This window comes from Enterobacter sp. DVT3837 (assembly GCF_056238685.1).
Genome location: NZ_JBWDLA010000001.1, coordinates 12,549 through 38,359 on the forward strand (window position 1 = coordinate 12,549; position 25,811 = coordinate 38,359).

General features: G+C 53.2%; 19 protein-coding genes and 3 pseudogenes. 13 read left to right on the forward strand and 9 right to left on the reverse strand.

The window, feature by feature from the left end; genetic code table 11:
* Nucleotides 1-42 precede the first annotated feature (42 nt).
* Nucleotides 43-1,299 (forward strand): DUF1479 domain-containing protein, encoded by a 1,257-nt coding sequence (locus AC0XWG_RS00055; RefSeq protein ID WP_049005400.1) that lies wholly within the window; start codon nt 43-45, stop codon nt 1,297-1,299.
* Here AC0XWG_RS00055 and AC0XWG_RS00060 read toward each other — a convergent pair.
* Nucleotides 1,296-2,369: a LacI family DNA-binding transcriptional regulator gene (locus AC0XWG_RS00060; RefSeq protein WP_032667016.1), complete on the reverse strand. Its 1,074-nt coding sequence runs from the start codon at nt 2,367-2,369 to the stop codon at nt 1,296-1,298. The two genes, AC0XWG_RS00055 and AC0XWG_RS00060, sit on opposite strands and share 4 nt — an antisense overlap.
* Before the next feature lie 288 nt (nt 2,370-2,657).
* Here AC0XWG_RS00060 and AC0XWG_RS00065 point away from each other — a divergent pair, with 288 nt between their 5' ends.
* Together AC0XWG_RS00065 and AC0XWG_RS00070 are read left to right on the forward strand one after the other, a co-directional pair.
* Entirely contained in the window at nt 2,658-3,959 is a 1,302-nt protein-coding gene (locus AC0XWG_RS00065) for an MFS transporter (protein ID WP_128347863.1), read from the forward strand.
* A gap of 17 nt (nt 3,960-3,976) precedes the next feature.
* Nucleotides 3,977-6,340, forward strand: coding sequence for a glycoside hydrolase family 31 protein (locus AC0XWG_RS00070; protein ID WP_128347862.1), 2,364 nt, complete (start codon nt 3,977-3,979; stop codon nt 6,338-6,340).
* Nucleotides 6,341-6,422: 82 nt separating this feature from the next.
* Here AC0XWG_RS00070 and AC0XWG_RS00075 read toward each other — a convergent pair whose 3' ends face one another.
* Nucleotides 6,423-8,018, reverse strand: a complete 1,596-nt coding sequence (locus tag AC0XWG_RS00075; protein ID WP_028021392.1) for an ABC-F family ATPase — start codon at nt 8,016-8,018, stop codon at nt 6,423-6,425.
* Nucleotides 8,019-8,240: 222 nt separating this feature from the next.
* Here AC0XWG_RS00075 and ldtB point away from each other — a divergent pair, with 222 nt between their 5' ends.
* Nucleotides 8,241-9,161, forward strand: a complete 921-nt coding sequence (gene ldtB, locus AC0XWG_RS00080; protein ID WP_028019354.1) for a L,D-transpeptidase — start codon at nt 8,241-8,243, stop codon at nt 9,159-9,161.
* A gap of 243 nt (nt 9,162-9,404) precedes the next feature.
* Complete coding sequence (locus AC0XWG_RS00085) at nt 9,405-10,214, forward strand: glycosyltransferase (protein ID WP_028019355.1); 810 nt, start codon at nt 9,405-9,407, stop codon at nt 10,212-10,214.
* 8 nt (nt 10,215-10,222) lie between these two features.
* Here AC0XWG_RS00085 and AC0XWG_RS00090 read toward each other — a convergent pair whose 3' ends face one another.
* From AC0XWG_RS00090 to mntR, 6 genes and pseudogenes are all read right to left on the reverse strand, one after another.
* Nucleotides 10,223-10,939, reverse strand: coding sequence for a GntR family transcriptional regulator (locus AC0XWG_RS00090; protein WP_028019356.1), 717 nt, complete (start codon nt 10,937-10,939; stop codon nt 10,223-10,225).
* 15 nt (nt 10,940-10,954) lie between these two features.
* Nucleotides 10,955-12,277: a PTS sugar transporter subunit IIC gene (locus AC0XWG_RS00095; RefSeq protein ID WP_028019357.1), complete on the reverse strand. Its 1,323-nt coding sequence runs from the start codon at nt 12,275-12,277 to the stop codon at nt 10,955-10,957.
* 51 nt (nt 12,278-12,328) lie between these two features.
* A complete protein-coding gene (locus tag AC0XWG_RS00100; RefSeq protein WP_128347861.1) occupies nt 12,329-13,705 on the reverse strand; it encodes a glycoside hydrolase family 1 protein in 1,377 nt (458 codons plus the stop codon).
* A 147-nt stretch (nt 13,706-13,852) separates the two neighbouring features.
* A pseudogene (locus AC0XWG_RS00105) lies at nt 13,853-14,893 on the reverse strand (aldo/keto reductase).
* Between the two features lie 101 nt (nt 14,894-14,994).
* Complete coding sequence (locus AC0XWG_RS00110; protein ID WP_128347859.1) at nt 14,995-16,095, reverse strand: anion transporter; 1,101 nt, start codon at nt 16,093-16,095, stop codon at nt 14,995-14,997.
* Complete coding sequence (mntR, locus tag AC0XWG_RS00115) at nt 16,092-16,565, reverse strand: manganese-binding transcriptional regulator MntR (RefSeq protein ID WP_028019361.1); 474 nt, start codon at nt 16,563-16,565, stop codon at nt 16,092-16,094. Before mntR ends, AC0XWG_RS00110 begins: the two co-directional genes overlap by 4 nt.
* 183 nt (nt 16,566-16,748) lie before the next feature.
* Here mntR and mntS point away from each other — a divergent pair, with 183 nt between their 5' ends.
* Entirely contained in the window at nt 16,749-16,877 is a 129-nt protein-coding gene (gene mntS, locus AC0XWG_RS00120; RefSeq protein WP_032667017.1) for a manganase accumulation protein MntS, read from the forward strand.
* Nucleotides 16,878-17,160: 283 nt separating this feature from the next.
* Nucleotides 17,161-18,744, forward strand: a complete 1,584-nt coding sequence (locus tag AC0XWG_RS00125) for a phosphoethanolamine transferase (protein WP_028019362.1) — start codon at nt 17,161-17,163, stop codon at nt 18,742-18,744.
* A gap of 106 nt (nt 18,745-18,850) precedes the next feature.
* Here AC0XWG_RS00125 and ompX read toward each other — a convergent pair whose 3' ends face one another.
* The gene (gene ompX, locus AC0XWG_RS00130; RefSeq protein WP_028019363.1) at nt 18,851-19,369 is read right to left on the reverse strand and encodes an outer membrane protein OmpX; all 519 of its coding nucleotides are present in this window, start codon (nt 19,367-19,369) and stop codon (nt 18,851-18,853) included.
* Between the two features lie 354 nt (nt 19,370-19,723).
* Between ompX and rhtA the strand changes: the two genes are divergently transcribed.
* From rhtA to AC0XWG_RS00160, 6 genes and pseudogenes are all read left to right on the forward strand, one after another.
* Nucleotides 19,724-20,611 carry a threonine/homoserine exporter RhtA gene (gene rhtA, locus AC0XWG_RS00135; protein WP_128347857.1) on the forward strand — a complete coding sequence of 296 codons (888 nt, stop codon included), beginning with the start codon at nt 19,724-19,726 and terminating at the stop codon, nt 20,609-20,611.
* 299 nt (nt 20,612-20,910) lie between these two features.
* Complete coding sequence (gene dps, locus AC0XWG_RS00140) at nt 20,911-21,414, forward strand: DNA starvation/stationary phase protection protein Dps (RefSeq protein ID WP_010428924.1); 504 nt, start codon at nt 20,911-20,913, stop codon at nt 21,412-21,414.
* Between the two features lie 362 nt (nt 21,415-21,776).
* Nucleotides 21,777-22,064 (forward strand): annotated as a pseudogene (locus AC0XWG_RS00145) (transporter substrate-binding domain-containing protein); the annotation flags it as partial.
* A 32-nt stretch (nt 22,065-22,096) separates the two neighbouring features.
* Nucleotides 22,097-23,065, forward strand: a complete 969-nt coding sequence (locus tag AC0XWG_RS00150; protein WP_000654811.1) for an IS5 family transposase — start codon at nt 22,097-22,099, stop codon at nt 23,063-23,065.
* A gap of 57 nt (nt 23,066-23,122) precedes the next feature.
* Nucleotides 23,123-23,224, forward strand: a pseudogene (locus tag AC0XWG_RS00155) (long polar fimbrial chaperone LpfB); the annotation flags it as partial.
* A gap of 27 nt (nt 23,225-23,251) precedes the next feature.
* The gene (locus AC0XWG_RS00160) at nt 23,252-25,795 is read left to right on the forward strand and encodes a fimbria/pilus outer membrane usher protein (RefSeq protein ID WP_475680252.1); all 2,544 of its coding nucleotides are present in this window, start codon (nt 23,252-23,254) and stop codon (nt 25,793-25,795) included.
* Nucleotides 25,796-25,811 lie beyond the last annotated feature (16 nt).

The window sequence follows — 25,811 nt, forward strand, 5'->3', positions numbered from 1 at the left end:
TTGTAGATATTTTTACTTTCGAATGAAAGATGCGAGGCGGTTATGACGTTTACCAGTGAAATTTTGCCAGCAGATCACAAAGCAGCAATTCGCCAGATGAAGCGTGAATTACGCGCCCAGATTGGCGACGTTCAGGCAGTATTCAACAAGCTCAGCGATAAAATCGCCACCCGCGTGGCGGAAATCAACGCGCTGAAGAACAAAGGCGAAACCGTCTGGCCGGTGATCCCATTTGCCGATGTAAAAAACGGCACGATTGGTGCGGAACAGCGTGAAGCCGTTAAACGTCGTGGCTGTGCGGTCATCAAGAATCACTTCCCGCGCGAGCAGGCGCTGGCGTGGGATCAGTCGATGCTCGACTACCTCGATTTGAACAAGTTTGACGAGGTATATAAAGGACCAGGCGATAACTTCTTCGGCACCTTGACGGCTTCTCGCCCGGAAATTTACCCGATCTACTGGTCGCAGGCACAAATGCAGGCGCGCCAGAGCGAAGAGATGGCGCAGGTGCAGTCGTTCCTGAACCGTTTATGGACATTCGAGAGCAACGGCAAACAGTGGTTCGACCCGGACGTGAGTGTGATTTACCCGGACCGCATCCGCCGCCGCCCGCCGGGAACCACCTCGAAAGGACTGGGCGCACATACTGACTCCGGCGCGCTGGAGCGCTGGCTGTTACCGGCCTATCAGCAGGTGTTTGCCCGAGTCTTCGACGGCAACGTCGATAAATACGATCCGTGGAACGCCGCGCACCGTACCGAAGTGGAAGAGTACACCGTCGATAACACCACCAAATGTTCGGTGTTCCGTACCTTCCAGGGCTGGACGGCGCTGTCGGACATGATTCCGGGTCAGGGGTTGCTGCACGTGGTGCCGATCCCGGAAGCGATGGCTTATATTCTGCTGCGTCCGCTGCTGGATGACGTGCCGGAAGATGAACTGTGCGGCGTGGCTCCGGGGCGCGTGCTGCCGGTTTCAGAGAAGTGGCACCCGCTGCTGATCGAGGCGCTGACCAGCATCCCGGCACTCGAAGCGGGCGATTCCGTATGGTGGCACTGTGATGTTATTCACTCCGTCGCACCGGTGGAAAACCAGCAGGGCTGGGGCAACGTGATGTACATTCCTGCCGCACCGATGTGCGAGAAAAACCTCGCCTATGCGAAGAAGGTCAAGGAAGCGCTGGAAACCGGCGCGTCACCGGGCGATTTCCCGCGTGAAGATTATGAAAAAAGCTGGCAGGACCGCTTTACCGTGAACGATCTCAACATCCACGGCAAGCGTGCGCTGGGCATGGTCTAACTGTCGTATAGCCCTTCCCGCTCAACGGCGGTGCGTCGTTTCCCCTGACGTATCCGCCGTACCGATTCCCGCACGGTCAGCGTGCCGTTGAGCAGCAATGTTCCTACAGGCGCGTCCGGTCGCATCAGCCGCTGCTGAAGCATATGTACCGCTTCCGTTCCCAGTTCATCACGCGGAACATGCACGGCCGTCAGAGGCACATCCTGAATCGCCGCCAGATTAAACCCGTCGATACTCATCACCGACACGTCCTGCGGCACGCGCAAGCCGTGGTTTTGCAGCGCGCTGATGGTGCCCGCCGCCATAAAGTCGCCGCCCACCAAAAACGCGGTAGGTAAATCCTTCCCCTGCATGTCGTCGAGCCAGCTGCTGACCAGCTGTTCCGTTTCGCGGGCGCTGAAGCTGGGCACCACCAGCAGGTCATGTTTATCGCTGAACTTCAGGTTATGGGACAGCCACGCATCGCGGATCCCTGACAGGCGCTGCTCCATGGTGTAGCGTCGCAGACACAGCACGTTCATCACCTCACGGTGTCCCATCTCGAACAGATATTCCGCCGCCCGCTCGCCAATGGCGCGATGATCCGGCGCGACGGCTGGCAGACGCATATGGCGGTCACGACAGTTAATCAGCATGCAGGGTTTACCCACATCCACCGCCAGATCGTGGATATGCGGATCGTCAATGCCGAGCAGAATGGCTGCCTGGGTATCCGGTTCGTTCATGCGTGCCAGAAAAAGTTGCGCGTCGCTGTCGTTCTCTTCCAGCGCGCAGTAGCGTAACCGCACTTCATGGGATGCCAGCCCTTTACCTACACTCTGGATCACACGGTAGTAAAAGATGTCGGACCGCTCGTCAAAAGCCCTCTGGGGGGCAAAAACCACCAGGCTATTAAGCAGCAGACGCCCTGCCGCCATGCCGTCCATTACCCCCAGCTCGCGCGCGCACGCCAGCACCTTTGTACGCGCTTTTTCGCTGGTATTCGCTTTTCCCGCCAGCACACGCGATACGGTGCTGATTGAGAGCTGCGTTCGGGCGGCGATTTCGGTGATTTTTAGCCTTTTGTCCATTTTGTGATCTGGCTCCATTTGCGAAATGAAAAAATTTTCATAGCGTATCTATCAGGCAGTAACTGACATAAAAGCCATCATGCCAGAGGGTTCAGGTCAGTTATGAGAAATTTTGCACAAAATCCACTATTGCCCACTCATTTTCTCCCTTAAGGTGAACTTGTCACACAACTTCCATACTAGTTGTATACCAATTGAGGCAGTATAACCGGATATAAATCAAAGCCATAAAAAACTGTGTGACACCTGAACCTCCGTCCCCTTACCGTCCGTCTTGTGGAGAGTAAAATGAGTCAGGACATCAATAACACTGTTGCGGCAAGCAAAACCCGTCGCGTCATCAAGAACCTGCGCTGGTACGTGCTGGTGCTGTTCTTACTTGGCGTCACCGTTAACTACATCACCCGAAACTCATTAGGGATCCTCGCCCCGGAACTGAAAGAGAGCCTCGGGATCACCACCGAGCAATACTCCTGGATCGTGGGAGCATTCCAGATCGCCTACACCATTTTCCAGCCTCTGTGCGGCTGGTTAATTGACGTCATCGGCCTGAAGATTGGCTTTATGGTCTGCGCCGGGATCTGGGCGCTGATGTGTATTTTCCATGCAGGTGCCGGAAGCTGGCTGCACCTGGCTATTCTGCGCTTCTTTATGGGTGCCTCTGAAGCCGCAGCTACCCCGGCGAACGCCAAAACCATCGGTGAATGGTTCCCGAAATCAGAGCGACCTGTTGCCGCCGGTTGGGCGGGCGTGGGCTTCTCCATCGGCGCGATGCTGGCCCCGCCTATTATCTACTTCGCGCACGCCTCGTTCGGCTGGCAGGGCGCGTTTATGTTTACCGGCGTGCTGGCGCTGCTGTGGGTGATCCTGTGGTGGGTGTTCTACCATAACCCGGAGCAGCACCCGAACCTAAGCAAGGACGAGCTGGCGTTTATCAAGCAGGATAACGAACCGCCTGCGGTGAAACAGCCCTTCCTGACCGCGCTGAAAACCGTCTCGAAGAACAAACGTTTCTACGGCATCGCCATTCCGGCCTTTATGGCGGAACCCGCCTGGGCGGTACTGAGCTTCTGGGTGCCGCTGTACCTCGCCAAAGAGCACGGCATGGATCTGAAGCAGATTGCGATGTTTGCCTGGCTGCCGTTCCTCGCCGCGGATCTCGGTAGCGTGGCGAGCGGCTACCTGACGCGTCTGTATACTCGACTGTTCGGCTGCTCCCGCGTTAACTCGGTGGTTGCAAGCTCCGTGACGGGCGCGTTCCTGATGATCTCTCTGGGCATCGTGGCTATTACCCGCGACCCGTATATCACCATCGTGCTGATCTCCATCGGCGGCTTCGGGCACCAGATTATCTCCTGCATGCTCAGCGCCCTGGTTGTTGAGTCGTTCGACAAAGGCCAGATGGCGACCGTCAACGGCATGCGCGGCTCGGCGGCGTGGATCGCCAGCTTCCTGTTCTCGCTGTTAATCGGTGTAACCGCCGACAAAATCGGCTTTAACCCGCTCTTTATTGCCATGGGCTTCTTTGACCTGATTGGCGCTGTCTTCCTGGTAGCATTTATTGCTGAACGTCGCGCCAAGCGCGCCTGATAGTGGATGTAGTGATTATGAAAACCCTGAAAAACTGGACCATTGATACGCAGTCGGCAAACCATCTGGAACTGCTGGTCGATAACCAGCACCGCTTGTGCCTGTATGTGCTGGAAGAGAATCTGTTCCGCGTACTGATCAAACGCAAAGGCGAACTGACGCTGGACCGTACCTGGAGCATTGCCCCGGAGCATGACGTGCCGTGGGAAGGTCGCCGTCGCGATGATTTAAGCGGTTTCACTTGTCCTGTCTGGACGCTGACGCAGCAGGATGAGACGTTAACCGTGGCAACCGAACAGCTGCGCGTGACCGTACACCAGCCGCTGTGGCTCGAATGGCACTACCGTAACGATGCAGGTGAATGGCAACCGCTGGTGAATGACCGTCCGACCAGCGCTTACCTGCTGAACGCCCACGGCGACGGCGTGGCGCACTACCTGAGCCGTCGTAAGGACGAGCGCTTTTACGGCCTGGGCGAAAAAGCCGGTGATTTACAGCGCAACGGCAAGCGCTACGAGATGCGCAACCTCGACGCAATGGGTTATAACGCAGCCAGCACCGACCCGCTGTACAAGCATATTCCCTTCACTATCGCCCGTCGCGATGACGTGAGTTACGGCCTGTTCTACGACAACCTGAGCAGCTGCTGGCTGGATCTGGGTAACGAAATCGACAACTACCACACCGCCTATCGTCGCTGGCAGGCGGAAGCGGGTGATATTGATTACTACATCTTCACCGGTAAACGCGTTCTGGACGTTACCAAAGCGTTTGTACGCCTGACCGGGAAAACGCTGTTCGGGCCAAAATGGAGCCTCGGGTACAGCGGCTCGACCATGCACTACACCGACGCGCCGGACGCGCAAAACCAGCTGATGAACTTCATTCGCCTGTGTGAAGAGCACGCCATTCCATGCGACTCGTTCCAGCTCTCGTCGGGCTATACGTCGATTAACGGCAAACGTTACGTCTTTAACTGGAACTACGACAAGGTGCCCCAGCCGAAGGTGATGAGCCAGGCATTCCACGACGCAGGGCTGAAACTTGCCGCGAACATCAAGCCGTGCCTGCTGCAGGATCATCCGCGCTATAACGAAGTGGCGGAAAGCGGCCTGTTCATTCGTGATTCAGAAACCGATGCACCTGAACGTTCCAGCTTCTGGGATGACGAAGGCTCGCACCTCGATTTTACCAACCCGCAGACGGTGCAATGGTGGCAGGAAGGCGTGACCACGCAACTGCTGGAAATGGGCATCGACTCCACCTGGAACGACAATAATGAGTATGAGGTATGGGACGGTGAAGCCCGCTGTTATGGCTTCGGTAAGGAGATCGCCATCAAGCATATTCGCCCGGTGATGCCGCTGCTGATGATGCGCGCCTCGCTGGAAGCGCAGCAGCGTTTCGCGCCGGAAAAACGTCCGTATCTGATCTCCCGCTCCGGCTGCGCCGGGATGCAGCGCTACGTTCAGACCTGGAGCGGCGACAACCGCACCAACTGGGACACCCTGCGCTATAACATCCGCATGGGGCTTGGCATGAGCCTGTCCGGGCTGTTCAACGTCGGTCACGACGTGGGCGGTTTCTCCGGCGACAAGCCGGACGCCGAGCTGTTCGTGCGCTGGGTGCAGAACGGCGTGATGCATCCGCGCTTTACCATTCACTCGTGGAATGACGATCACACGGTGAACGAGCCGTGGATGTACCCTGGCGTCACGCCAGCCATTCGTAGCGCCATTGAGCTGCGCTATCGTCTGCTGCCGTATCTCTACACCCTGCTCTGGCAGGCGCACGCTGACGACGAGCCGATGCTGCGCCCGACGTTCCTCGACCACGAACACGATGCGCAAACCTTCGAAGAGTGCGATGAGTTCCTGCTGGGCCGCGACCTGCTGGTGGCCAGCGTGGTCGAAGCCGGTCAACGCGAGCGCCGTGTCTGGCTGCCGGATAACGACACCGGCTGGTATGATTTTTACACCCACGCGTGGTTTGCTGGCGGCCAGTCGATCGTCCTCGACGCACCGCTGGAAAAACTGCCGATGCTGGTGCGCGCCGGTGCCGGTCTGCCGCTCAGCGAACGCATTACCCACGTGTCCGCTGAAAAAGACGATACCCGCGAGCTGAAGCTGTTCCCGGTGAAGGGCGTCGGGACCACCTCGGGCATGCTGTTTGAAGACGATGGTGAAAGCTGGGGCTACCAGAACGGCAATGCACTGTGGGTGGAATGGGAAATGGTGTGCGATGGCGCATCCATCAACCTGAAGGTAAACGCGCGCGGGGATTATCGTCCGGCGTGGAAAGCGCTGAAGGTGTCGCTGCCTGTAGGGGAAAAACGTACGCTGCGGGTGAACGGGGTTGAAGGGGGTGAGTGGGTGCTTTGAGCATTGCCGGGTGGCGGCTTCGCCTTACCCGGCCTACAAACTGACTCGTAGGCCCGGTAAGCGTAGCGCCACCGGGCTTTTTTTAGTTCTCGATACCTTTACTGCGCAGGTAATCTTCGTAGTTACCGGTGAAGTCCACCACGCGTTCTGGCGTAATTTCGATCACGCGGGTCGCCAGCGAGCTGACGAATTCACGGTCGTGAGAGACGAAGATCAGAGTACCCTGGTACATCTCCAGCGCCATGTTCAGCGATTCAATCGATTCCATATCCAGGTGGTTAGTCGGTTCGTCCATCACCAGGATATTTGGCTTTTCCATCATCAGCTTGCCAAACAGCATACGCCCTTTCTCACCACCGGAGAGCACTTTGGCTGGTTTTTTGATGTCGTCCTGGCTGAACAGCAGACGGCCCAGAATACTGCGTACCGCCTGCTCGTCGTCGCCTTCCTGCTTCCACTGGCTCATCCAGTCAAAGACGGTCAGGTCGTTTTCGAACTCGTATTCGTGATCCTGCGCGTAATAACCAATCTGCGCGTTTTCAGACCACTTCACGGTGCCATTGTCCGGCTGCAGTTCGCCGACCAGGGTTTTGAGCATGGTGGATTTACCCACGCCGTTGGCACCGAGGATGGCAATCTTCTCACCCACTTCCAGCAGTAAATTGAAGTTTTTGAACAGCGGACCTTCATCGAAACCTTTAGTAAGGGCTTCCACTTCCAGCGCGTTACGGAACAGTTTCTTATCCTGCTCGAAACGAATGAACGGGTTCTGACGGCTGGACGCTTTGACTTCTTCCAGCTTGATTTTATCGATCTGGCGCGCACGCGAGGTCGCCTGACGGGATTTAGAGGCGTTAGCGCTAAAGCGGCTGACGAAGGACTGCAGGTCAGCAATTTGCGCTTTCTTCTTGGCGTTATCGGCCAGCAGACGTTCACGCGCCTGGGTTGCAGCCGTCATGTACTCATCGTAGTTGCCCGGATAAACGCGCAGCTCGCCGTAATCCAGATCCGCCATGTGCGTACACACCATATTCAGGAAGTGACGGTCGTGCGAAATGATGATCATGGTGCTGTCGCGATCGTTCAGCGTCTGCTCCAGCCAGCGAATGGTGTCAATGTCCAGGTTGTTTGTCGGTTCATCGAGCAGCAGGATGTCCGGGTTGGAGAACAGGGCCTGCGCCAGCAGCACACGCAGTTTCCAGCCTGGCGCGACTTCGCTCATCGGGCCGTAGTGTTGTTCTACCGGAATGCCAACGCCCAGCAGCAGTTCACCTGCACGTGCTTCCGCAGAATAACCGTCCATCTCACCGTATTGCGTTTCCAGTTCGGCCACTTTATAGCCGTCTTCTTCGCTCATCTCGGCCAGCGCGTAAATACGGTCGCGCTCTTGTTTTACTTCCCACAGCTCCGCGTGTCCCATGATCACCGTGTCGAGCACGGTGAATTCTTCGAAGGCGAACTGATCCTGACGCAGCTTACCGATACGCTCGTTGGGATCGAGCGATACGTTGCCGAGCGTCGGCTCCAGGTCACCGCCGAGGATCTTCATAAAGGTGGATTTACCGCTACCGTTGGCACCAATCAGGCCGTAACGGTTGCCGCCGCCAAATTTGACGGAAATGTTTTCGAACAGCGGCTTACTGCCAAACTGCATAGTGACGTTGCTGGTAACTAACACGGAGAGATTCCTGCGAAAAGTGTGATAAACACGGCATTATGCCACAATTCCGAATTGAGATCCCGCGTTGCCGCAATCCACTAAACTTTAACAAAATCGAAAAAAGTGTGATTTCGTACACATCTGAATTCCCTGTTAGCGGGAATGCACATATAATGCGCTCCCATCACAGATTCAGACTTATCAACTCATCGCCAGAATGGCTTAGATACCTCGCACAACATGAACATGAAATTAACAACGCTTTTTGCGGCGGCGTTAGCCGTAGTAGGTTTTTGTAAGACCGCGTCTGCGGTGACGTATCCCCTGCCAACAGACGGTAGCCGTCTGGTAGGCCAGAACCAGGTGGTGACGGTACCAGAAGGTAACTCTCAGCCACTGGAGTATTTCGCTGCACAGTACCAGCTTGGCCTGTCTAACATGCTGGAAGCGAACCCGGGCGTTGACCCGTATCTGCCGAAAGCGGGTACCGTGCTGAATATTCCACAGCAGCTGATCCTGCCGGATACCGTTCACGAAGGTATCGTCATTAACAGCGCGGAAATGCGTCTGTATTACTACCCGAAAGGCACCAACACCGTTATTGTGCTGCCAATCGGTATCGGCCAGTTGGGCAAAGACACGCCAATGAACTGGACGACCAAAGTTGAGCGTAAGAAAGCAGGCCCAACCTGGACGCCGACGGCCAAAATGCACGCGGAATACATCGCTGCGGGCGAACCGCTGCCAGCGGTTGTACCGGCAGGCCCGGATAACCCGATGGGTCTATACGCGCTGTACATTGGCCGTCTGTATGCGATCCACGGTACCAACGCTAACTTCGGTATTGGCCTGCGCGTTAGCCACGGTTGTGTGCGCCTGCGTAACGAAGACATCAAATTCTTGTTCGAAAACGTACCTGTCGGCACGCGCGTGCAGTTCATCAACGAACCGGTGAAAGCCACGTCTGAGCCTGATGGCAGCCGTTATATTGAAGTGCACAACCCGCTGTCCACCAGCGAAGATCAGATCAACAACAACGAAATCGTACCGGTTACGCTGAACAGCGCAGTGCAGTCAGTAACCTCTCAACCGGACGTAGAGACGACGATTGTTGACCAGGCCGTGCAGAACCGCTCCGGTATGCCGGTGCGTTTGAACTAATCAACCTGCTCCACATAAGTCTCTTAAAAAGACCCCGAATTATCGGGGTCTTTTTGCTTTCCAAAACCGAACACTCTCATCATGTCTTAATAGCCATTTTGCCATAAGTCCCATTCTTGCCATTTTCTGCTAACCCGGCGGGGTTACATCCGCCCCTCTAAATGTTATGATGCGCGTACTTGTAAAATCAGTTTAATCTGTATTTATCAGGTTTTTTTTATTTCCTGGAGCCCGCTCAGTTTGATGATCAGTATTAACTTAACAACGACAAAATCGCGCCTTTATCTCTGTTCGCAAACAGTGTGGTCACTGGCGAACCAGAGTAAAAAGGTCGATCAAATTGTTGTGTGGGTCTCCAGTACACCTTATCTCAGTGACGAAGGCATCACTGAAGAGCCTGAATGGGCGCAGAAAATTCGCCAGACGGGCACCAATCTGGTCTTTAAATGGGTTAAAAATACCGGACCATATCGGAAATTGTTTCCGGCGCTACAAGCAGCAACGGAAGACGATATTCTGATTTATGCTGACGATGACGCTATCTACAACGAAATTTGGGCGGAAACACTGCTGGATGATTTTTACCGCCACAATCAGGAATTTGTGGTGGCTGCGCGTGTGCGAGAAACGGTAAAAAAGAAGAAAGATCTTCTTGATACCTATCGTAATTTCCCGCTTATCACGGTCCCAAAAGTCGTTGAACAGAACTATATCATCACAGGTCTCGGTGGCGTTGTACTCAAGAAGAGAATGATCCCGGAATATTTCCATTATAACGAGGACTTCATTAAGGTTTGTCCTCGAGCGGATGATATTTGGATCAGTAAACTGATTCAGCTAACCAAAACACCTGTCTATGTTTCTGCACAAAGCATTCGTTTTGTTCATGAGATAATCCATGACTACGGATTATCACGTGACAATACCAGCAAAATAAAACGTTCCTGGCTTCAAAAAGTCCGTTTTACATTTAAGCCAGGTCAAATCCAGCATCTGTGCCAGAACGATCTTTATATACAAGACACCGACAGCTATTTCGAATCGTGCGCCTGACAGAGTAGCTAGCCGTTATTGACGATCACAATCCCGCCGTGATCGTAACGATAGTGACAGTGGGCATACTCCAGTGGTGTGCCATCTTCCAGATAAATAACCTGCTCCACTTCCAGTACGGGATCGGTCTGCTCGCAGACAAGATGTTGTCTGTCCAGCGTATTGGGTTTTAACGCCCGTACAATCCGGTACGACCCCATAATTTTCAGCCCCAGCGTCTCCTGGACGTACTGAAATACCGAGCCCTCAAGATGGCTTTTCGTCAGTCCGGGGACCAGGTTCATTGGCATCACAGTTGAATCAAGCGACATGGGTTCACCGTTGAGCAAACGTAAACGAATAAAGTCATAGACAGGCGCATCAGCGTTAATCATCAGCGATGCCTGCTCTTTCTCGTTCGGGAAACGTAGCTCAAAGTGAACCACCTGGCTGGTCACCGTTCCCAAATGTTCCCACGTTTTAGTCGCCCCAAAGTAATCACTGCCGGAGAGATCCCACTGTGAAAGCTGGAGGAAATTTTTGCGGATGAATGTCCCCTGCCCCTGGCGGGTATAAACCAGTCCTTCCACAATCAGCTGCCGCATTGCCTGCTGGATGGTCATCCGGCTGGAGTTGAACTCCGCCGCCAGCGCAAACTGATCCGGCAGCGGTTCATTGGCGGCATACTGCTGACTGATAATGCGTTTCTTAATTTCCCGCGCTATGGTGATGTACTTCGCCGCCATCGTCCTTCCTTTCTGCTAGTTTTCTATCCCGCTGTTTTTCAACGCCACTCTCTCGGCAATTTTGAGGAAAGGCAGGTAGAAGAATACACCAAAAACAATGATTGCCAACTGCACCACCACCGCTCGCCAGTCTCCTGCTGTCGCCAGCCAGGCACTCAGGATGGGTGGCGTTGTCCAGGGAATCATCACTACACAACGCGACATTAATCCCAGCGTGGTACAGAGCCAGGCAAAGTAGATGCCAATGGCAGGCAAAAGTACAAAGGGGATCATCAACGGCAGGTTAAACACTATCGGCAAGCCAAAAATGACCGGCTCGTTGATGTTAAACAGGCCTGGCGCCAGCGACAGGCGCGCCACCTGTTTCGCCGATTTTTGGCGTGAGAAGATAAAAATAGCTATCAACAGGGAAATGGTGCTGCCCGTGCCACCCACCATGCCAAACGTCGGCACGAAGATGTTATTGATGATGTGTGGGATTGGCTGACCGTTAGCAAAGGCCAGCATGTTCTCATTGGTGTTGATCAGCAGGAACGGCTCCAGCACCACGCTATTGACCACCGACTGATGAATACCGAGCGTAAACAGGAAATTACCAAAACTGTAGATAAAGATCGTGCCCGGCAGACTGGTGTTGATGAGTCGAAGTGGCTGCTGAATAAAGGTCGTGATCAGGTGGATCAAATCCGTATGCAGCACGCTTGCCAGCAGAGCCGCCAGTACCGCAAACAGAGAGAGCGTGAGAATAGTTGGGATCAGCGCGGTAAACGATTTACTCACCGCAGGTGGCACATTCTCTCCGAGCGAAATATGCAGTGCTTTCAGGCGCGAAATAGCAATAAACAACTCCGTTGAAAGCAAACCAATCAACACCCCGGCGAAAATCCCGGTGGAGCCGATATTGGCAAACGTCAGCACCTGGGTGACGTTCACCGTGGTATCGCTGCCGACGGGCGTGAGCTGTAAGCGCATCGGCATCATGATGATAAAACTGCTGACGGCGATAACCACTGCCGAGACCGGATTGTCGAAATCTTTGTTGCGCGCCAGCGACCAGGCAATCATTGGAGCCAATAGCAGCGCAGCGATATTCAGCGTGCCGTTGATTATCGCCTCCCCCCACAGCTTACATTGTGCCAGCGTGTCGCCTTCAAAGATCCACGGAAAGACCACGTTATTCACCAGCACCGCCAGACCCGCGAGGATGAAAATTGGCATTACCGTGGCGAAAGCATCGCGCAGGGAACGCAGGTGCACCTGGTTTGCCAGACGCGCCGAGAACTCTACAAATTTATCGACAAAGGACTGCATATGCGGTGTTATTTTTGTTTCAGACATAGCGGATATTTCCCATCAATCAGTCACAAAAACGGCCCGGCAGCGTACAACTTACATCTCGCGTCCGTTGGTATGAATAACCTGTTTTAACCACGCGTAACTTTTCTTGGGCACACGTTTCAGGTCTTTCAGGTCATGGTTTTCACGGTTGACGTAAACCACACCGTAGCGTTTACGCATGTCCCCCTGAGAGCTGAGAATGTCGATGAGGCCCCAGCCGAGATAGCCGATCACCTCCGCCCCGTCCTCGAACATCGCCTCCTTCATGGCCTCGATATGCGCCCGGTGGTAGTCGATACGGTAGGCGTCATCAATCGGGTTCACGCCGTCCCAGGACTCAATCACCCCAATGCCGTTCTCGATCGGGAACACCGGCAGGCGCCAGTCGTTGGCGTAGCGGGTGATGATGGTGCGGAAGCCCAGCGGATCGATCTGCCAGTTCCACTCGGTGGCCTTCAGGTACGGGTTGTTTTTCTCGCCGTGCAGCAGGTAATAGTTCACCGGTGTGCCTTCGGGGATTGCATCACTGTCCAGGGTTTTGCTGGCGTAATAGCTGAACGCCATGAAGTCGTTTTTAGTGCGCGCCAGAAGCTGGAGATCGTCGGCACGGTAGATGTCACTAAAGCCTTCCTGCTCCACCACTGCCAACACCGCCGGGCTGTAGCCCTGACCGGCAAACACTCGCAGCAGGTTTTGGTTGAGGAATTCATCGTATTGTTGTGCACAGAATATATCGCGCGGTTTGCAGGTGGCCGGATAGATCAGCTGATGCGCCAGCATGCCGCCCATCAATTTCCCCGGTTTGGTCTGGTGCAGATACTCAGTCAACGCCATGTGCGCCACCATTGTATGGTGCTGTAGCTCGTAAAGCTCGCGCAGGGTTTTCTCCCCTTTCATGTAGCCGGATATCCGGAAGGCTTCCGGCATATGGAAGATGTTCTGCTCGTTGAAGGTCAGCCAGTACTTCACGCGATCGCCGAAGCAGTCGATCATCTTTTTGCCATAGCGAATAAAGGCATCCATCACATGGCGATCGTTAAAACCGTTGTACTCCTGCGCCAGCGCCAGCGGCATATCGAAGTGGTAGAGACAAATCATCGGCTCAATACCACGAGCAATCAGATCGTCAATAAAGCGGTCATAAAAGGCGATACCTTCGTCATTAAAGTCACCATCACCCTGCGGGCAGACGCGGCTCCAGGCGATCTGAAAGCGATAGCAATTCATGCCCAGATCCTGCATCAGATCGAAATCTTCCCGATAACGGTGGTAAGAGTCCGTTGCGACTTTCCAGTCAGAGACGTTTTCTCCGGCCTCACGAATGTCATATACCGACATCCCCTTCCCGCCCTCGTTCCATGCGCCTTCCGTCTGCATGCTCGATACCGAGTTACCCCATAAAAAGTTGGCTGGCAGTAATTGATTCATCGTCCCCTCTCTTATGACTAGTCATTTAAAATTTCATGACTAGTCATATAGGCGAAGATGAAAAATCAATCAAAGAGGAGGATCGTTTTTTGTGAGCAATGCAGGAAAAAAAAACCGGTGAGCAAACTGTCACCGGGATAAGAAAGGTTACTGTTGCATTAACTGATTGCGGCGATATTCTCCCTGCCGCTCCAGCATCCAGCCAGGATATTCGCGTGGCAACGCGCTTACGGCATCGAGCTGTTTTAGCTCTGGTTCGCTCAGGCTGATCCCGGTCGCGGCAATATTATCGTCCAGTTGCTCAACACGTTTGGCACCAATTATCACGCTGGTCACGGCTTTTTGATGCAGCAGCCACGCCAGCGCGATTTGCGCGACGGAGACGCCCTTGCTTTCGGCGATAGTGCGCATCACGTCCACGCAGTCGAAGGCGCGCTCTTTATTCACCGGCGGGAAGTCGAACTCCAGACGACGGCCACCTGTTTCGCTCTGCCCGTCGCGGCCATATTTTCCGCTCAGCAGGCCGCCAGCCAGCGGGCTCCAGACCATCAGCCCGACCCCTTCGCTCTGCATCATCGGTACCAGCTCACGTTCAAGATCGCGTCCGGCAATGGTGTAATACGCCTGCAGTGACGCGAAACGCGCCAGCCCAAGACGTTCAGACATACCGAGCGCTTTGGTAATTTGCCACGCCGCCCAGTTCGAGACGCCGATATAACGTACATGACCTTGCTGCACCAGATTATCCAGCGCATAGAGCGTCTCTTCGATGGGTGTTGCAGGGTCGAAACCGTGTAGCTGATAGAGATCGATATGATCGAGCTGGAGGCGGCGCAGGCTCTCTTTTACGCTGCTGATGATGTGATAGCGGGAACTGCCGCGTGAGTTCACCCCTGCCGTGCCCGTTTCACCGAACACTTTGGTGGCAACCACCACGTTCTCGCGCGGTACTTTCAGGTTTTTCAGCGCCTGACCGGTGATCTCCTCTGACCGCCCTTCAGAGTAAACGTCCGCGGTGTCGATAAAGTTGATCCCGGCATCCAGCGCGCGGCCTACAAGCTGCTCGGCGTCGCGTTACTGCAGTTGACCAATTTTGCCCCACATCCCCCCTTCTCCGCCGAAGGTCATGGTGCCGAGGCACAGTTCGGAAACAAACAGACCGGTATTGCCCAGTTTTTGATAACGCATACGACACACCTCGCAATGTTCATCCAATGGCGACCAGAGAGTTATACCTCTCTGGTTCTCATTGCGAATGTGTCGTTTCTGTCTATTTCTTGCCCATTTCTCTAAAGCAGTAAAAAGCCTGCCAGTGCCGCCCAAATCAACATTGGGATCGACCAGACATGGAAGCGCCACCAGATACGGCGATCGTTAGCCATACGCAGGGCAATCAGATTGGCCAGTGAACCGGGCAGGAGCCCAAATCCGCCGATGTTTACTGCCCAGGCCAGAAGCGTGTCAGGTGGCACATAGTTGAGCAGCAGGATGGTAGCAGGCACATTACTGATAAACTGAGACAGGCCAATCGCCGTCAGCCACAATCCAGGCTGGGAAAGCGTGCTGACACTGTGAAGCACGTTTTGCAGTACCGGAAGCTGGATAAGGAGATGCACATCAATAAACATCGCCATGAAGACCAGCAGCAACGTCCAGTCCACGCTCACCAGAACGCGCCGCGCCAGGACGACAAACCCCGCGGCCACGAGCAGGACGCCAACCAGCTCATATTTCAGCTCCAGCGCGAACAGAAAGACGATATACAGTCCCAGGCAGCTCCAGACCAGTCGAGGCTGCCACTGCGGGCCCGTGGTTCCGCTGTGGTATTGCAGTTTTTTATCAGGAAAAGCAAACCAGCAAACCGCCAGTAGCGACAGCATCATCGCCAGCGCCAGTGGGGCCATCTGCCAGGTAAAGGCGGCGAACGACAGACCGGAACGTCCCCAGAGGAGGATATTTTGTGGGTTACCAATGGGGGTCAAAAGAGAACCGGCATTCACGGCCAGCGCTTCAAAGATGATCAACCTGCTTACCGGGATCTCACAAAGCTTTCGCAGCGTGAGCGTGAGGGGCACGATGATAAACAGTGCTACGTCGTTGGTCAAAAAGGTCGACAGCACCGCGGCGGAGAAGACCATAAACAGTGACAACTTACGCTCGGTAGCAAAGCGGCGCACCATTTTGCGTCCCAGTACGTCAAAATAGCCGCTCAGCTCAACACCTTTGGTGAGCATCATTAAACCGCTCAGGGTAATGATGGTTCGCCAGTCAATCGCCGCAGGCCAGGCATGTGGCGCAAAAGGGACAAAGAGACTTAACCCTGCGCCAACAATTAATAAGAGATGAAAGAAACGGTCGCGTGCCAGGGCCTGTAATCCAGGAATGTTCATTCAGCGGAGGAACCATATTTAAGAGTAAATTCACGGAACTTAACCAGCGTCTCTTCGCTAACGTGGTGTTCCATTCCTTCCGCATCCCGGCGGGCGATCTCCGGGCTAACGCCCAGCACCAGTAAAAAGTTCTCAACGAGCTGGTGACGCTCGCGGCTCTCCTGCGCAAGCTTCTCCCCCTCCGGCGTCAGAAAAACACCGCGCCAGGGAATCATTTCAATGAGCCCCACAGAAGCCAGTCGCTTTAACATTTTAGCAACGGTAGGTTGCGAAACCCCCAGTCTGGCAGCCATATCAACCTGACGTGCTTCCCCGACCTCACGGATCAGATCGGAAATCAGCTCCACATAATCATCAATCAGTTCACGCCGGTGCGCTTCACGTACCTGGCGGAACCCTTCAACGTGCTCTTCAACATTCACCAGTTGCGTCGTTTTTCTCATCGTTGGCTTACCTGCGCGACGGTTCATTGTACTTCCTCAGTGGGGTGACGCTTCCAGCGCCCGGTATCGAGAGCGCACATTGTAAACCATCACTCTGTAAGCACAAAAAATTAACGAAATAGCCATAGCTATACAATATAGCCTGTGCTATATCTGTATGTAATGCAGTCACCCTTCACGGATCGAAGGGATCTAAAATCAGGAGGTCTTATGAACGAATTCAAGAGGTGTATGACCGTGTTTACTCACTCCCCCTTCAAAGTGCGCTTAATGCTGTTGAACATGCTGTGCGATATGTTTAACAACAAACCGCAACAGGACGACAAACCTTCTCACTAAGCGGCGTTGCGGTACGCCGCTTCATTTTTCCGTCACAATCCCTCTGTACAATGGCGTTTAGCCGCCTTATTCCCGATCTTTTTTACGGATTTGCAATCCCCTTCGCAAAACATCTGCTTAGCAACTGTTGATATTATTTACTACTCGCACTATCTTCTTGCAGCCCTGCACAATTTGCGGCTCGCTGAAGCGGACCCTCATTCCCTCTCCACGCACTGTCAGGCAGGTTATGACCCTTGACGCCAGGGTGAGCACATGGCGTTTTTATCCATGATAGTGACCTATGAATTTAACCCTGATAGATACCGTTGTTACCCGCAGCCGGGCCTTAAGCCCGTGGACGGGGTTTTACTTTTTGCAGTCATTGCTGATTAACTTTGCGCTTGGCTATCCCTTTAGTCTGCTCTATGCGGTCGCTTTCACCTGCATTTTGCATTTGCTGTGGCGAGCCGCACCGCGCGCGCAAAAAACGGTAATCGGGATCTGTTCCCTGGTCGCTGCGCTCTATTTCCCGTTTGGTCAGGCTTACGGCTCACCAAACTTTAACACCCTGCTGGCGCTGCACTCGACCAACATGGAAGAGTCGACAGAGATCCTGACGATCTTCCCGTGGTACAGCTACGTGGTTGGGCTCTTTATTTTCGCGTTGGGCGTTATCGCCATCCGTCGTCAGTCGGGCGAAAAAAAATCCTGGGGTAAGATCGAAATACTCTGTCTGGTGTTCAGCATTGCCGTGGCGTTTGTTGCCCCCATCCAGAATATTCCCTGGGACGGTAAGCTAAGGCTCATCAATATCGGCTATCCGGTTTTCCGCTTCGTGAAAGACGTCGTTGTAAATAATAAAGAGGTTCTCGACGAGCAGGCCCGCATGGCTGAACTCTCCAATATGAAAGACACCTGGAACGTGTTGGCCGTTAAGCCGAAATATCACACCTATGTGGTGGTGATTGGCGAAAGTGCACGTCGGGATGCCATGGGGGCGTTTGGAGGACACTGGGATAACACGCCGTTTGCCAGTTCGGTTAATGGCACACTGTTTACCGATTATGTCGCGGCCAGCGGTTCAACGCAGAAATCGCTCGGCCTGACGCTCAACCGTGTGGTTGATGGCAAGCCACAATATCAGGATAACTTTGTCACCCTGGCAAACCGCGCGGGTTTTCAGACATGGTGGTTCTCCAATCAGGGGCAAATTGGTGAATACGATACGGCCATTGCCAGTATCGCTAAGCGTGCTGATGAAGTGCAGTTCCTGAAAAGCGGCGACTTTGAAGCCGACAAAAATACGAAAGACGAAGCGCTGCTGAAAATGACGTCGCAGGTCTTTGCCACCCCGCGTACTCAGCCTCAGTTGATTGTCCTGCACCTGATGGGATCGCATCCTCAGGCCTGCGATCGCACTGGAGGGAAGTACGCCGAGTTCGTGCAGTCCAAAGAGACTTCTTGTTATCTCTATACCATGACGCAAACCGACGACTTGCTCAGCAAGCTGTATGAGCAGTTACGCAATACGGGTGACAGCTTCTCGCTGGTCTATTTCTCAGATCACGGGCTGGCCTTTAAAGAACGTGGAAAAGAGGTGCAGTATCTGGCGCACGATGACAAGTTCCAGCAGAACTTCCAGGTACCCTTTATGGTGCTGTCGAGTGACGATAAAACGCATCGCGTCATTAAAGCCCGACGTTCGGCTAATGATTTTCTGCAGTTCTTCTCGCAGTGGACGGGGATCTCTGCTGAGCAGATAAAAACGGGGTACCCCTTTGTCTCAGGTAAGAAGGCCCCCCCAGTTTACGTTACCAACTTCAAGTTACAGAAAGTTGACTACAACCATCTGGGTACGGATATCTTCGATATTAAGAGTAAGTAAGCTGAGCGGTAATGCCCTCATCCTGACTATCTTCAACAAGAAGTGGGAACGAAGATAAAAAAAATCCGCCACATTGGGCGGATTTTTTATTAGCTCACCGGAGTGATTAGAAGCGGTAACCTACGCCCGCGATCCAGGTGCCAACGTCAACGTTGCGGATACGGCTCTGCTCATAAGAGAAGTCCAGAGCAACGTCCTGGATTGGGTTGAACTGCAGGCCTGCGCCATAGGAGAAGCCGTAGTCGCTGTTGCTTGCAGTGCGGTTCGCACCCTGGTTTTCGGTCTGCTGGAATTTACCGTAGCCAACACCTACAACACCGTAGATGCTTGCCCAGTCGTTCAGACGGTAAGCTGGACCAGCAGTGATGCCGTAGTACTGGCTTTTATTGTACGCGCCGTTGTCAGAACGATCTTTCTCGGTGTAGGTGAAAGAACCGATCACGCCCAGTGGGTTGTTGTCCTGCTCGTAGCGGTACTTCAGGTTGAAACCGTTAGCTTTGTTCATCACGCCCTGATAGTCGCTCTGAGCGTAACCACCGGTAACGGTAGAAGTCGCAGCTACAGCGGTACCTGCGGAAACAGCCAGTACAGCGGCCAGTGCTGAAAGACATGCAATTTTTTTCATAACCACCTCAAATGTGCTTCAAGTAAGTCCGTAAGTTTTAAATATATCAAAAAAATTTGCGAAACTCTTTGTGATTCGTGATGTCTAAAGGTTCCTTTCCTGTAACAGAACGTTTCCAGCTTCAGCTATCTCTTTCAAATCACATGTAATTTTCACTACAAAACGCCCATAGTGCGCGCCTGTGCTGTTACATTCATCCAGATTATTCCTAATCTGACAGGCGATAAATCCAACAACGCTTAACCATTTTACGGATTTCACATGGTTTTTTTTCAACGGCGTCTCAACCGTTGCAGCATAATTCCTTTACACTGCAACCTTTACTTCATTTGACATAAGCTGACAGGAGAAAGGATGCCTGGGTTATCCCGCACATCGTCGGTCTGGTTGCCGGTAGCAGTCATACTCATTGCAATGTTGTCCATTCAAAGTGGTGCCTCGCTGGCAAAATCTCTTTTTCCGCTGGTTGGTGCCCCTGGGGTCACTGCCCTGCGCATCGTGTTGGGAACGGCGATACTGGTGGTTATTTTCAAACCCTGGCGTTTACGCTTCAAAAAAGAGCAGCGTTTACCCTTGCTGTTTTATGGGCTTTCCCTGGGAGCGATGAACTACCTGTTCTATCTCTCCATCCAGACGATCCCGCTGGGGATTGCCGTTGCGCTGGAATTTACCGGCCCGCTGGCCGTGGCGCTCTTCTCCTCGCGCCGCCCTGTTGATTTTATCTGGGTCGTATTAGCCGTTCTGGGGCTATGGTTCTTGCTGCCGTTGGGTCAGAATGTTTCTGAGATTGATCTGACAGGTGCGGCGCTGGCCTTAGGCGCCGGTGCCTGCTGGGCTATCTATATACTCACCGGTCAGCGCGCTGGGGAAGAGCATGGCCCGGCGACCGTCGCATTGGGTTCATTGATTGCAGCCATCGTGTTTGTGCCCATCGGTATGGCCCAGGCAACGGAATCTATCTGGCAATGGTCAGTCATGCCGATTGGTCTGGCGGTCGCTATTCTCTCGACCGCTCTCCCCTATTCTCTGGAAATGATCGCCCTTACGCGCCTGCCGACGCGTATTTTCGGCACCCTGATGAGTATGGAGCCTGCGCTTGCCGCAATCTCCGGGATGGTGTTTCTTGGCGAAACCCTGACATTGACCCAGACGCTGGCGCTCTGCTCGATTATAGCGGCCTCAATGGGTTCGACGCTGACCATGCGTTCTGAACCTAAAGTTGAAAAGGTCGATATCAACTAAGGCCATATATTCTGCATGGCTTCCGCGCCATGCAGAATAAAGCTCAACTCGCCAGGATTTATAATTTCATTCACAGTTTGTCATATTATCGAAATATCTTTCCACACTCTTACACCCCAGTAAAAATTAAGATCAATCTGTATTGAATAGAAGATTTCTATTTAATTTCAATATATTAAATACTCAACCTTCTTCTTGCTATTAAACTGATAGGTATAGCCAAACCGCAGACAAAAAAACCGGTGCTATACTTAGTTCCGTAATTACCTGGGACATAAACATCAAGAGGATATGAGATTATGAGTACCGCTAAACTGGTGAAAACGAAAGCGTCTAATCTGCTTTATACCCGTAACGATGTATCGGATAGCGACAAAAAAGCGACCATTGAGTTGTTGAATCGCCAGGTGATCCAGTTCATCGATCTTTCGCTGATCACCAAACAGGCCCACTGGAATATGCGCGGTGCAAACTTTATTGCCGTTCATGAAATGCTGGATGGCTTCCGCACAGCACTGGTTACCCACCTTGACACGATGGCGGAACGTGCGGTTCAGCTAGGCGGCGTGGCGCTGGGCACCACGCAGGTGATCAACAGTAAAACCCCGCTGAAAAGTTATCCGCTGGATATCCATACCGTTCAGGATCACCTGAAAGAGCTGGCAGACCGCTACGCGATAGTCGCAAACGATGTACGTAAAGCGATTGGCGAAGCGAAAGACGAAGATACCGCGGACATTTTCACCGCCGCGTCGCGTGATTTGGATCAGTTCCTGTGGTTCATCGAATCTAACATCGAGTAATTCATACGAATTTTCTATCCAACCCTCGCCCTTCGGTGAGGGTTTTGCACATCTATGGTGCACGTTTTTTGCCTGAGTTCGTGCAAAAGTGAAGAAATTGTAATAATCACCTCACACAACCGTTAACGGAAGATTGTTTTTTCGTCAGAATTTACGCTAAATATCTCCCCGTCAGTTGAGCCAAACGAGACGCACCAAAACGGTGCTTCACTTTGGTGCAATAAGCCATCATTGCCCCATTTATTGTGCAATGCATGACATCATCCCCTTTGCAAAACAATAGCTTGTAAAGTTGGCACGATTTTTTCATTGTGCCACCTGTTCTCGCAGGGGATCGCCCCGTGGATATAAAAGGAAATGCTATGAAGTCTGTATTAAAAGTTTCACTGGCTGCACTTACCCTGGCTTTTGCGGTGTCCTCTCAGGCTGCCGACAAACTGGTTGTGGCGACCGACACGGCGTTCGTTCCGTTTGAATTCAAACAGGGTGATAAATACGTTGGTTTTGATGTGGATCTGTGGGCCGCTGTCGCAAAAGAACTCAAACTGGATTACACCCTGAAGCCAATGGACTTCAGCGGCATCATCCCGGCACTGCAAACCAAGAACGTTGATCTGGCGCTGGCAGGCATCACCATTACCGATGAACGTGGCTTTGTTGAATAAATCGAACTTTTGCTGAGTTGAAGGATCAGATCACGCATCCTCCCGACAACACAGACCATTCCGTGGCAAAGCAAAAGTTCAGAATCACCAACTGGTCCACCTACAACAAAGCTCTCATCAACCGTGGCTCCCTCACTTTCTGGCTGGATGATGAGGCGATTCAGGCCTGGTATGAGTCGGCAACGCCTTCATCACGAGGAAGGCCCCAGCGCTATTCTGATCTCGCCATCACCACCGTTCTGGTGATTAAACGCGTATTCCGGCTGACCCTGCGGGCTGCGCAGGGTTTTATTGATTCCATTTTTGCCCTGATGAACGTTCCGTTGCGCTGCCCGGATTACACCAGTGTCAGTAAGCGGGCAAAGTCGGTTAATGTCAGTTTCAAAACGTCCACCCGGGGTGAAATCGCACACCTGGTGATTGATTCCACCGGGCTGAAGGTCTTTGGTGAAGGCGAATGGAAAGTCAGAAAGCACGGCAAAGAGCGCCGTCGTATCTGGCGAAAGTTGCATCTTGCTGTTGACAGCAACACACATGAAGTTGTCTGTGCAGACCTGTCGCTGAATAACGTCACGGACTCAGAAGCCTTCCCGGGCCTTATCCGGCAGACTCACAGAAAAATCAGGGCAGCCGCGGCAGACGGGGCTTACGATACCCGGCTCTGTCACGATGAACTGCGCCGCAAAAAAATCAGCGCGCTTATTCCTCCCCGAAAAGGAGCAGGTTACTGGCCCGGTGAGTACGCAGACCGCAACCGTGCCGTTGCTAATCAGCGGCTGAGCGGAAGCAATGCACGGTGGAAATGGACAACGGAATATAACCGTCGCTCGATAGCGGAAACGGCAATGTACAGAATGAAGCAGTTGTTGGGAGATTCACTGACGCTGCGTGACTACGATGGTCAGGTAGCGGAAGCTATGGCCATGGTGCGTGCGTTGAACAGGATGACAAAGGCTGGGATGCCAGAAAGCGTGCGTATTGCCTGAAAATCCAGCCAGCTACAGGGTCGTTCGCACGAAATCTTATTTATTCAACAAAGCCCACATTTTGCCTTACCTGGCAACGTCAGCGGTTCCACTGTCGCGTATTCCATTATTACGGATTACGGCAGTATCAGCCAGACATGGTCGAAATCAGTCCACTAATATTACGCGCAGACAATTACTATAATCATGTACAGCCATAAAAAGCCGTTCACCTGCCAAATTTCATCACTGCTGGTCATTTTATGTGGCCTGGCGCTGGCGATCTTTGCACAGCAGGTTATGGCTGATGATTATTTTAACCCGGCATTACTGGATATTGATAATCCTCAACAGGGAAAGACCGATCTGTCCGTTTACGAAAAAGGACCAGGGCAGGCACCGGGAAAATATCAGGTCGCCATTTTTATTAATAACAATAAAATTGATACACGTGACGTCACGTTCAAATTACAAAAAGATCCGCAAGGTAATAACTCTCTTCAGCCCTGCTTTAGTCTGAGCGACTTAAAAAGCCTGGGTATCAAAACCCAAAAATATCCAGAGCTGATGGCAAAAGGCCAGTGCGCTGATTTAAACACCATCCCGGCAGCCTCAGCGTCGTTCCACGTTCGCAATCAACAGCTGCTGCTCAGTGTTCCGCAACTGGCACTAGGCCAGGTTCCACGGGGCTATATCGACCCAAAAGAGTTCGATGAAGGGATCACGGCTGGTCTGCTCAATTACAGTGCGACCGCGAGCCAAAGCCACGCGCTACAACAGGGTGAACAGGATACCAGCAGCCAGTACGTCAATCTCCGGCCTGGCCTTAACATTGGCGCATGGCGGTTGAGAAACTACTCGACATGGAACCGCAGCACCACGGGTAAAGAACAACAGCAGACGTTTTCATCCATTTATACCTACGCCCAGCGCGATATTGTGGCGATGAAAAGCAGCCTGACGGTCGGACAAAGTTCTTCCCCTGCCGACGTGTTTGATAGCGTGCCTTATACCGGCGTACAGCTTAACTCCGACAGCGACATGCTCCCGGACAGCGAGAAAGGGTATGCCCCGATTATTCGCGGTACAGCACACAGTAACGCTCTGGTGATGGTGCGACAGAACGGTTACGTCATTTATCAAAATACCGTTGCGCCCGGTGCGTTTGAGATCAACGACCTCTACCCGACGGGCAGCAGCGGCGATCTTCAGGTGACGGTAAAAGAAACCGACGGCAGCGAAAGCCATTTCGTGGTGCCCTACGCTTCAGTACCGGTACTCCAGCGTGAACATAACCTGCGCTATAGCGTCACTGCTGGCCGTTATCGATCATATGACAGCGATGTAGAGAAAACGCCGTTTGCCCAGGGCAGCGCAATTTATGGTTTACCGTATGGTTTCACTGCCTATGGTGGGGTTCAGCAGAGTAACCATTATCAGTCCCAGGCGCTGGGCGTGGGGAAAAACATGGGTGATTTAGGCGCCTTTTCCATCGACGTGACCCGTGCAAAAGCCCTGCTTAAAAAGCAACAGGCCAGCAAAGGCCAGTCCTGGCGTGTGCGTTACAGCAAAGATTTTGCAGGCTCCGGTACCAACTTCTCTCTCGCGGGCTATCGCTACAACAGCAAAGGGTTTTACACCCTGGAAGACACCATAGAGTCCTGGACCCGCTCGGACGACTGGTCTGCCCCACAACAGCGTCGCGCGCGGACTGAAGCCACCATCGACCAGACGCTGCCCAAAGGGTGGGGGTCCGTCACCCTGAGCATGGTGAAAGAGACCTACTGGAGCCAGAGTCAGGACATGACCTCCATGAGCGTCAGCTACAACAACAGCTGGCATGGAGTGAGCTACAGCCTGAGCTACAGCATGAACAAAAATACTGACGACAGCGACGAGAACGGGGAGTCAGTCACAAACGACAACCAGTTCTCTCTGAGTGTCTCCGTTCCGCTTGACCACTGGATGCACAACACATGGGCTACGTACAATCTGAATAACACCAAAGAGGGTACCACGCAGAATATTGGCCTGAACGGCACGGCGCTGAAGGAGGAGAATCTCAACTGGAATATTCAGGAAGGGTTGAGCACAACCGGCAGCGGTAATTCCACCAGTGCGAATGCCGACTATAAGGCAACCTATGGCGAAGTGAGCGGCGGTATTAGTCAGGATAAATATCAGCGCACGGTGAACATGGGTCTGCAGGGTGGCGTCGTGGCGCATGCTAACGGCATCACGTTAAGTCAGCCGCTAGGGGAAACCATCGCTCTGGTAAAAGCGCCGGGGACCCATGGCACGCATATCACCAACCAGACGGGAGTCGAGACCGATTTCCGTGGCTATACCGTTGTGCCATTTGTCACTGCCTATCGCCATAACACCATTTCGCTGGACACCGAAACGCTACCAGAGGATGCCGACGTGACCCACGCCGCGCAGATTGTCACCCCGACACGTGGGGCAGTCGTTCGGGCGAGCTTCAACACCCGTGTGGGACGTCGGGTATTGATGACGTTGACGCAAAACGGTAAACCGCTTCCCTTTGGCGCAACCGTCACCACCGACGATAAGGACAGCGAGTTCATTGTGGGCAGCGACGGCCAGACCTATCTCTCTGGCCTGGCTCAACACGGCACACTCTCGGTCTCATGGGGCCAGGAAGCCAGCGAACATTGCGTCGCGCAATACGTGCTACCGGAAGATAAAAACAAGAACTCCGTCATTAACGCTGCCGCGCAGTGTAACTGATCCATCGTACAGGCTT

What these genes read in the sequence shown, in the direction of transcription:
- AC0XWG_RS00095 (WP_028019357.1), bottom strand. Translation starts at nt 12,277, where the DNA reads ATGTCTGAAACAAAAATAACACCGCATATGCAGTCCTTTGTCGATAAA.
- AC0XWG_RS00060 (WP_032667016.1), bottom strand. Translation starts at nt 2,369, where the DNA reads ATGGACAAAAGGCTAAAAATCACCGAAATCGCCGCCCGAACGCAGCTC.
- mntR (WP_028019361.1), bottom strand. Translation starts at nt 16,565, where the DNA reads ATGAACCGTCGCGCAGGTAAGCCAACGATGAGAAAAACGACGCAACTG.
- rhtA (WP_128347857.1), top strand. Translation starts at nt 19,724, where the DNA reads ATGCCTGGGTTATCCCGCACATCGTCGGTCTGGTTGCCGGTAGCAGTC.
- AC0XWG_RS00055 (WP_049005400.1), top strand. Translation starts at nt 43, where the DNA reads ATGACGTTTACCAGTGAAATTTTGCCAGCAGATCACAAAGCAGCAATT.
- dps (WP_010428924.1), top strand. Translation starts at nt 20,911, where the DNA reads ATGAGTACCGCTAAACTGGTGAAAACGAAAGCGTCTAATCTGCTTTAT.
- ompX (WP_028019363.1), bottom strand. Translation starts at nt 19,369, where the DNA reads ATGAAAAAAATTGCATGTCTTTCAGCACTGGCCGCTGTACTGGCTGTT.
- AC0XWG_RS00090 (WP_028019356.1), bottom strand. Translation starts at nt 10,939, where the DNA reads ATGGCGGCGAAGTACATCACCATAGCGCGGGAAATTAAGAAACGCATT.
- AC0XWG_RS00125 (WP_028019362.1), top strand. Translation starts at nt 17,161, where the DNA reads ATGAATTTAACCCTGATAGATACCGTTGTTACCCGCAGCCGGGCCTTA.
- ldtB (WP_028019354.1), top strand. Translation starts at nt 8,241, where the DNA reads ATGAACATGAAATTAACAACGCTTTTTGCGGCGGCGTTAGCCGTAGTA.
- AC0XWG_RS00160 (WP_475680252.1), top strand. Translation starts at nt 23,252, where the DNA reads ATGTACAGCCATAAAAAGCCGTTCACCTGCCAAATTTCATCACTGCTG.
- AC0XWG_RS00085 (WP_028019355.1), top strand. Translation starts at nt 9,405, where the DNA reads ATGATCAGTATTAACTTAACAACGACAAAATCGCGCCTTTATCTCTGT.
- AC0XWG_RS00070 (WP_128347862.1), top strand. Translation starts at nt 3,977, where the DNA reads ATGAAAACCCTGAAAAACTGGACCATTGATACGCAGTCGGCAAACCAT.
- mntS (WP_032667017.1), top strand. Translation starts at nt 16,749, where the DNA reads ATGAACGAATTCAAGAGGTGTATGACCGTGTTTACTCACTCCCCCTTC.
- AC0XWG_RS00100 (WP_128347861.1), bottom strand. Translation starts at nt 13,705, where the DNA reads ATGAATCAATTACTGCCAGCCAACTTTTTATGGGGTAACTCGGTATCG.
- AC0XWG_RS00110 (WP_128347859.1), bottom strand. Translation starts at nt 16,095, where the DNA reads ATGAACATTCCTGGATTACAGGCCCTGGCACGCGACCGTTTCTTTCAT.
- AC0XWG_RS00065 (WP_128347863.1), top strand. Translation starts at nt 2,658, where the DNA reads ATGAGTCAGGACATCAATAACACTGTTGCGGCAAGCAAAACCCGTCGC.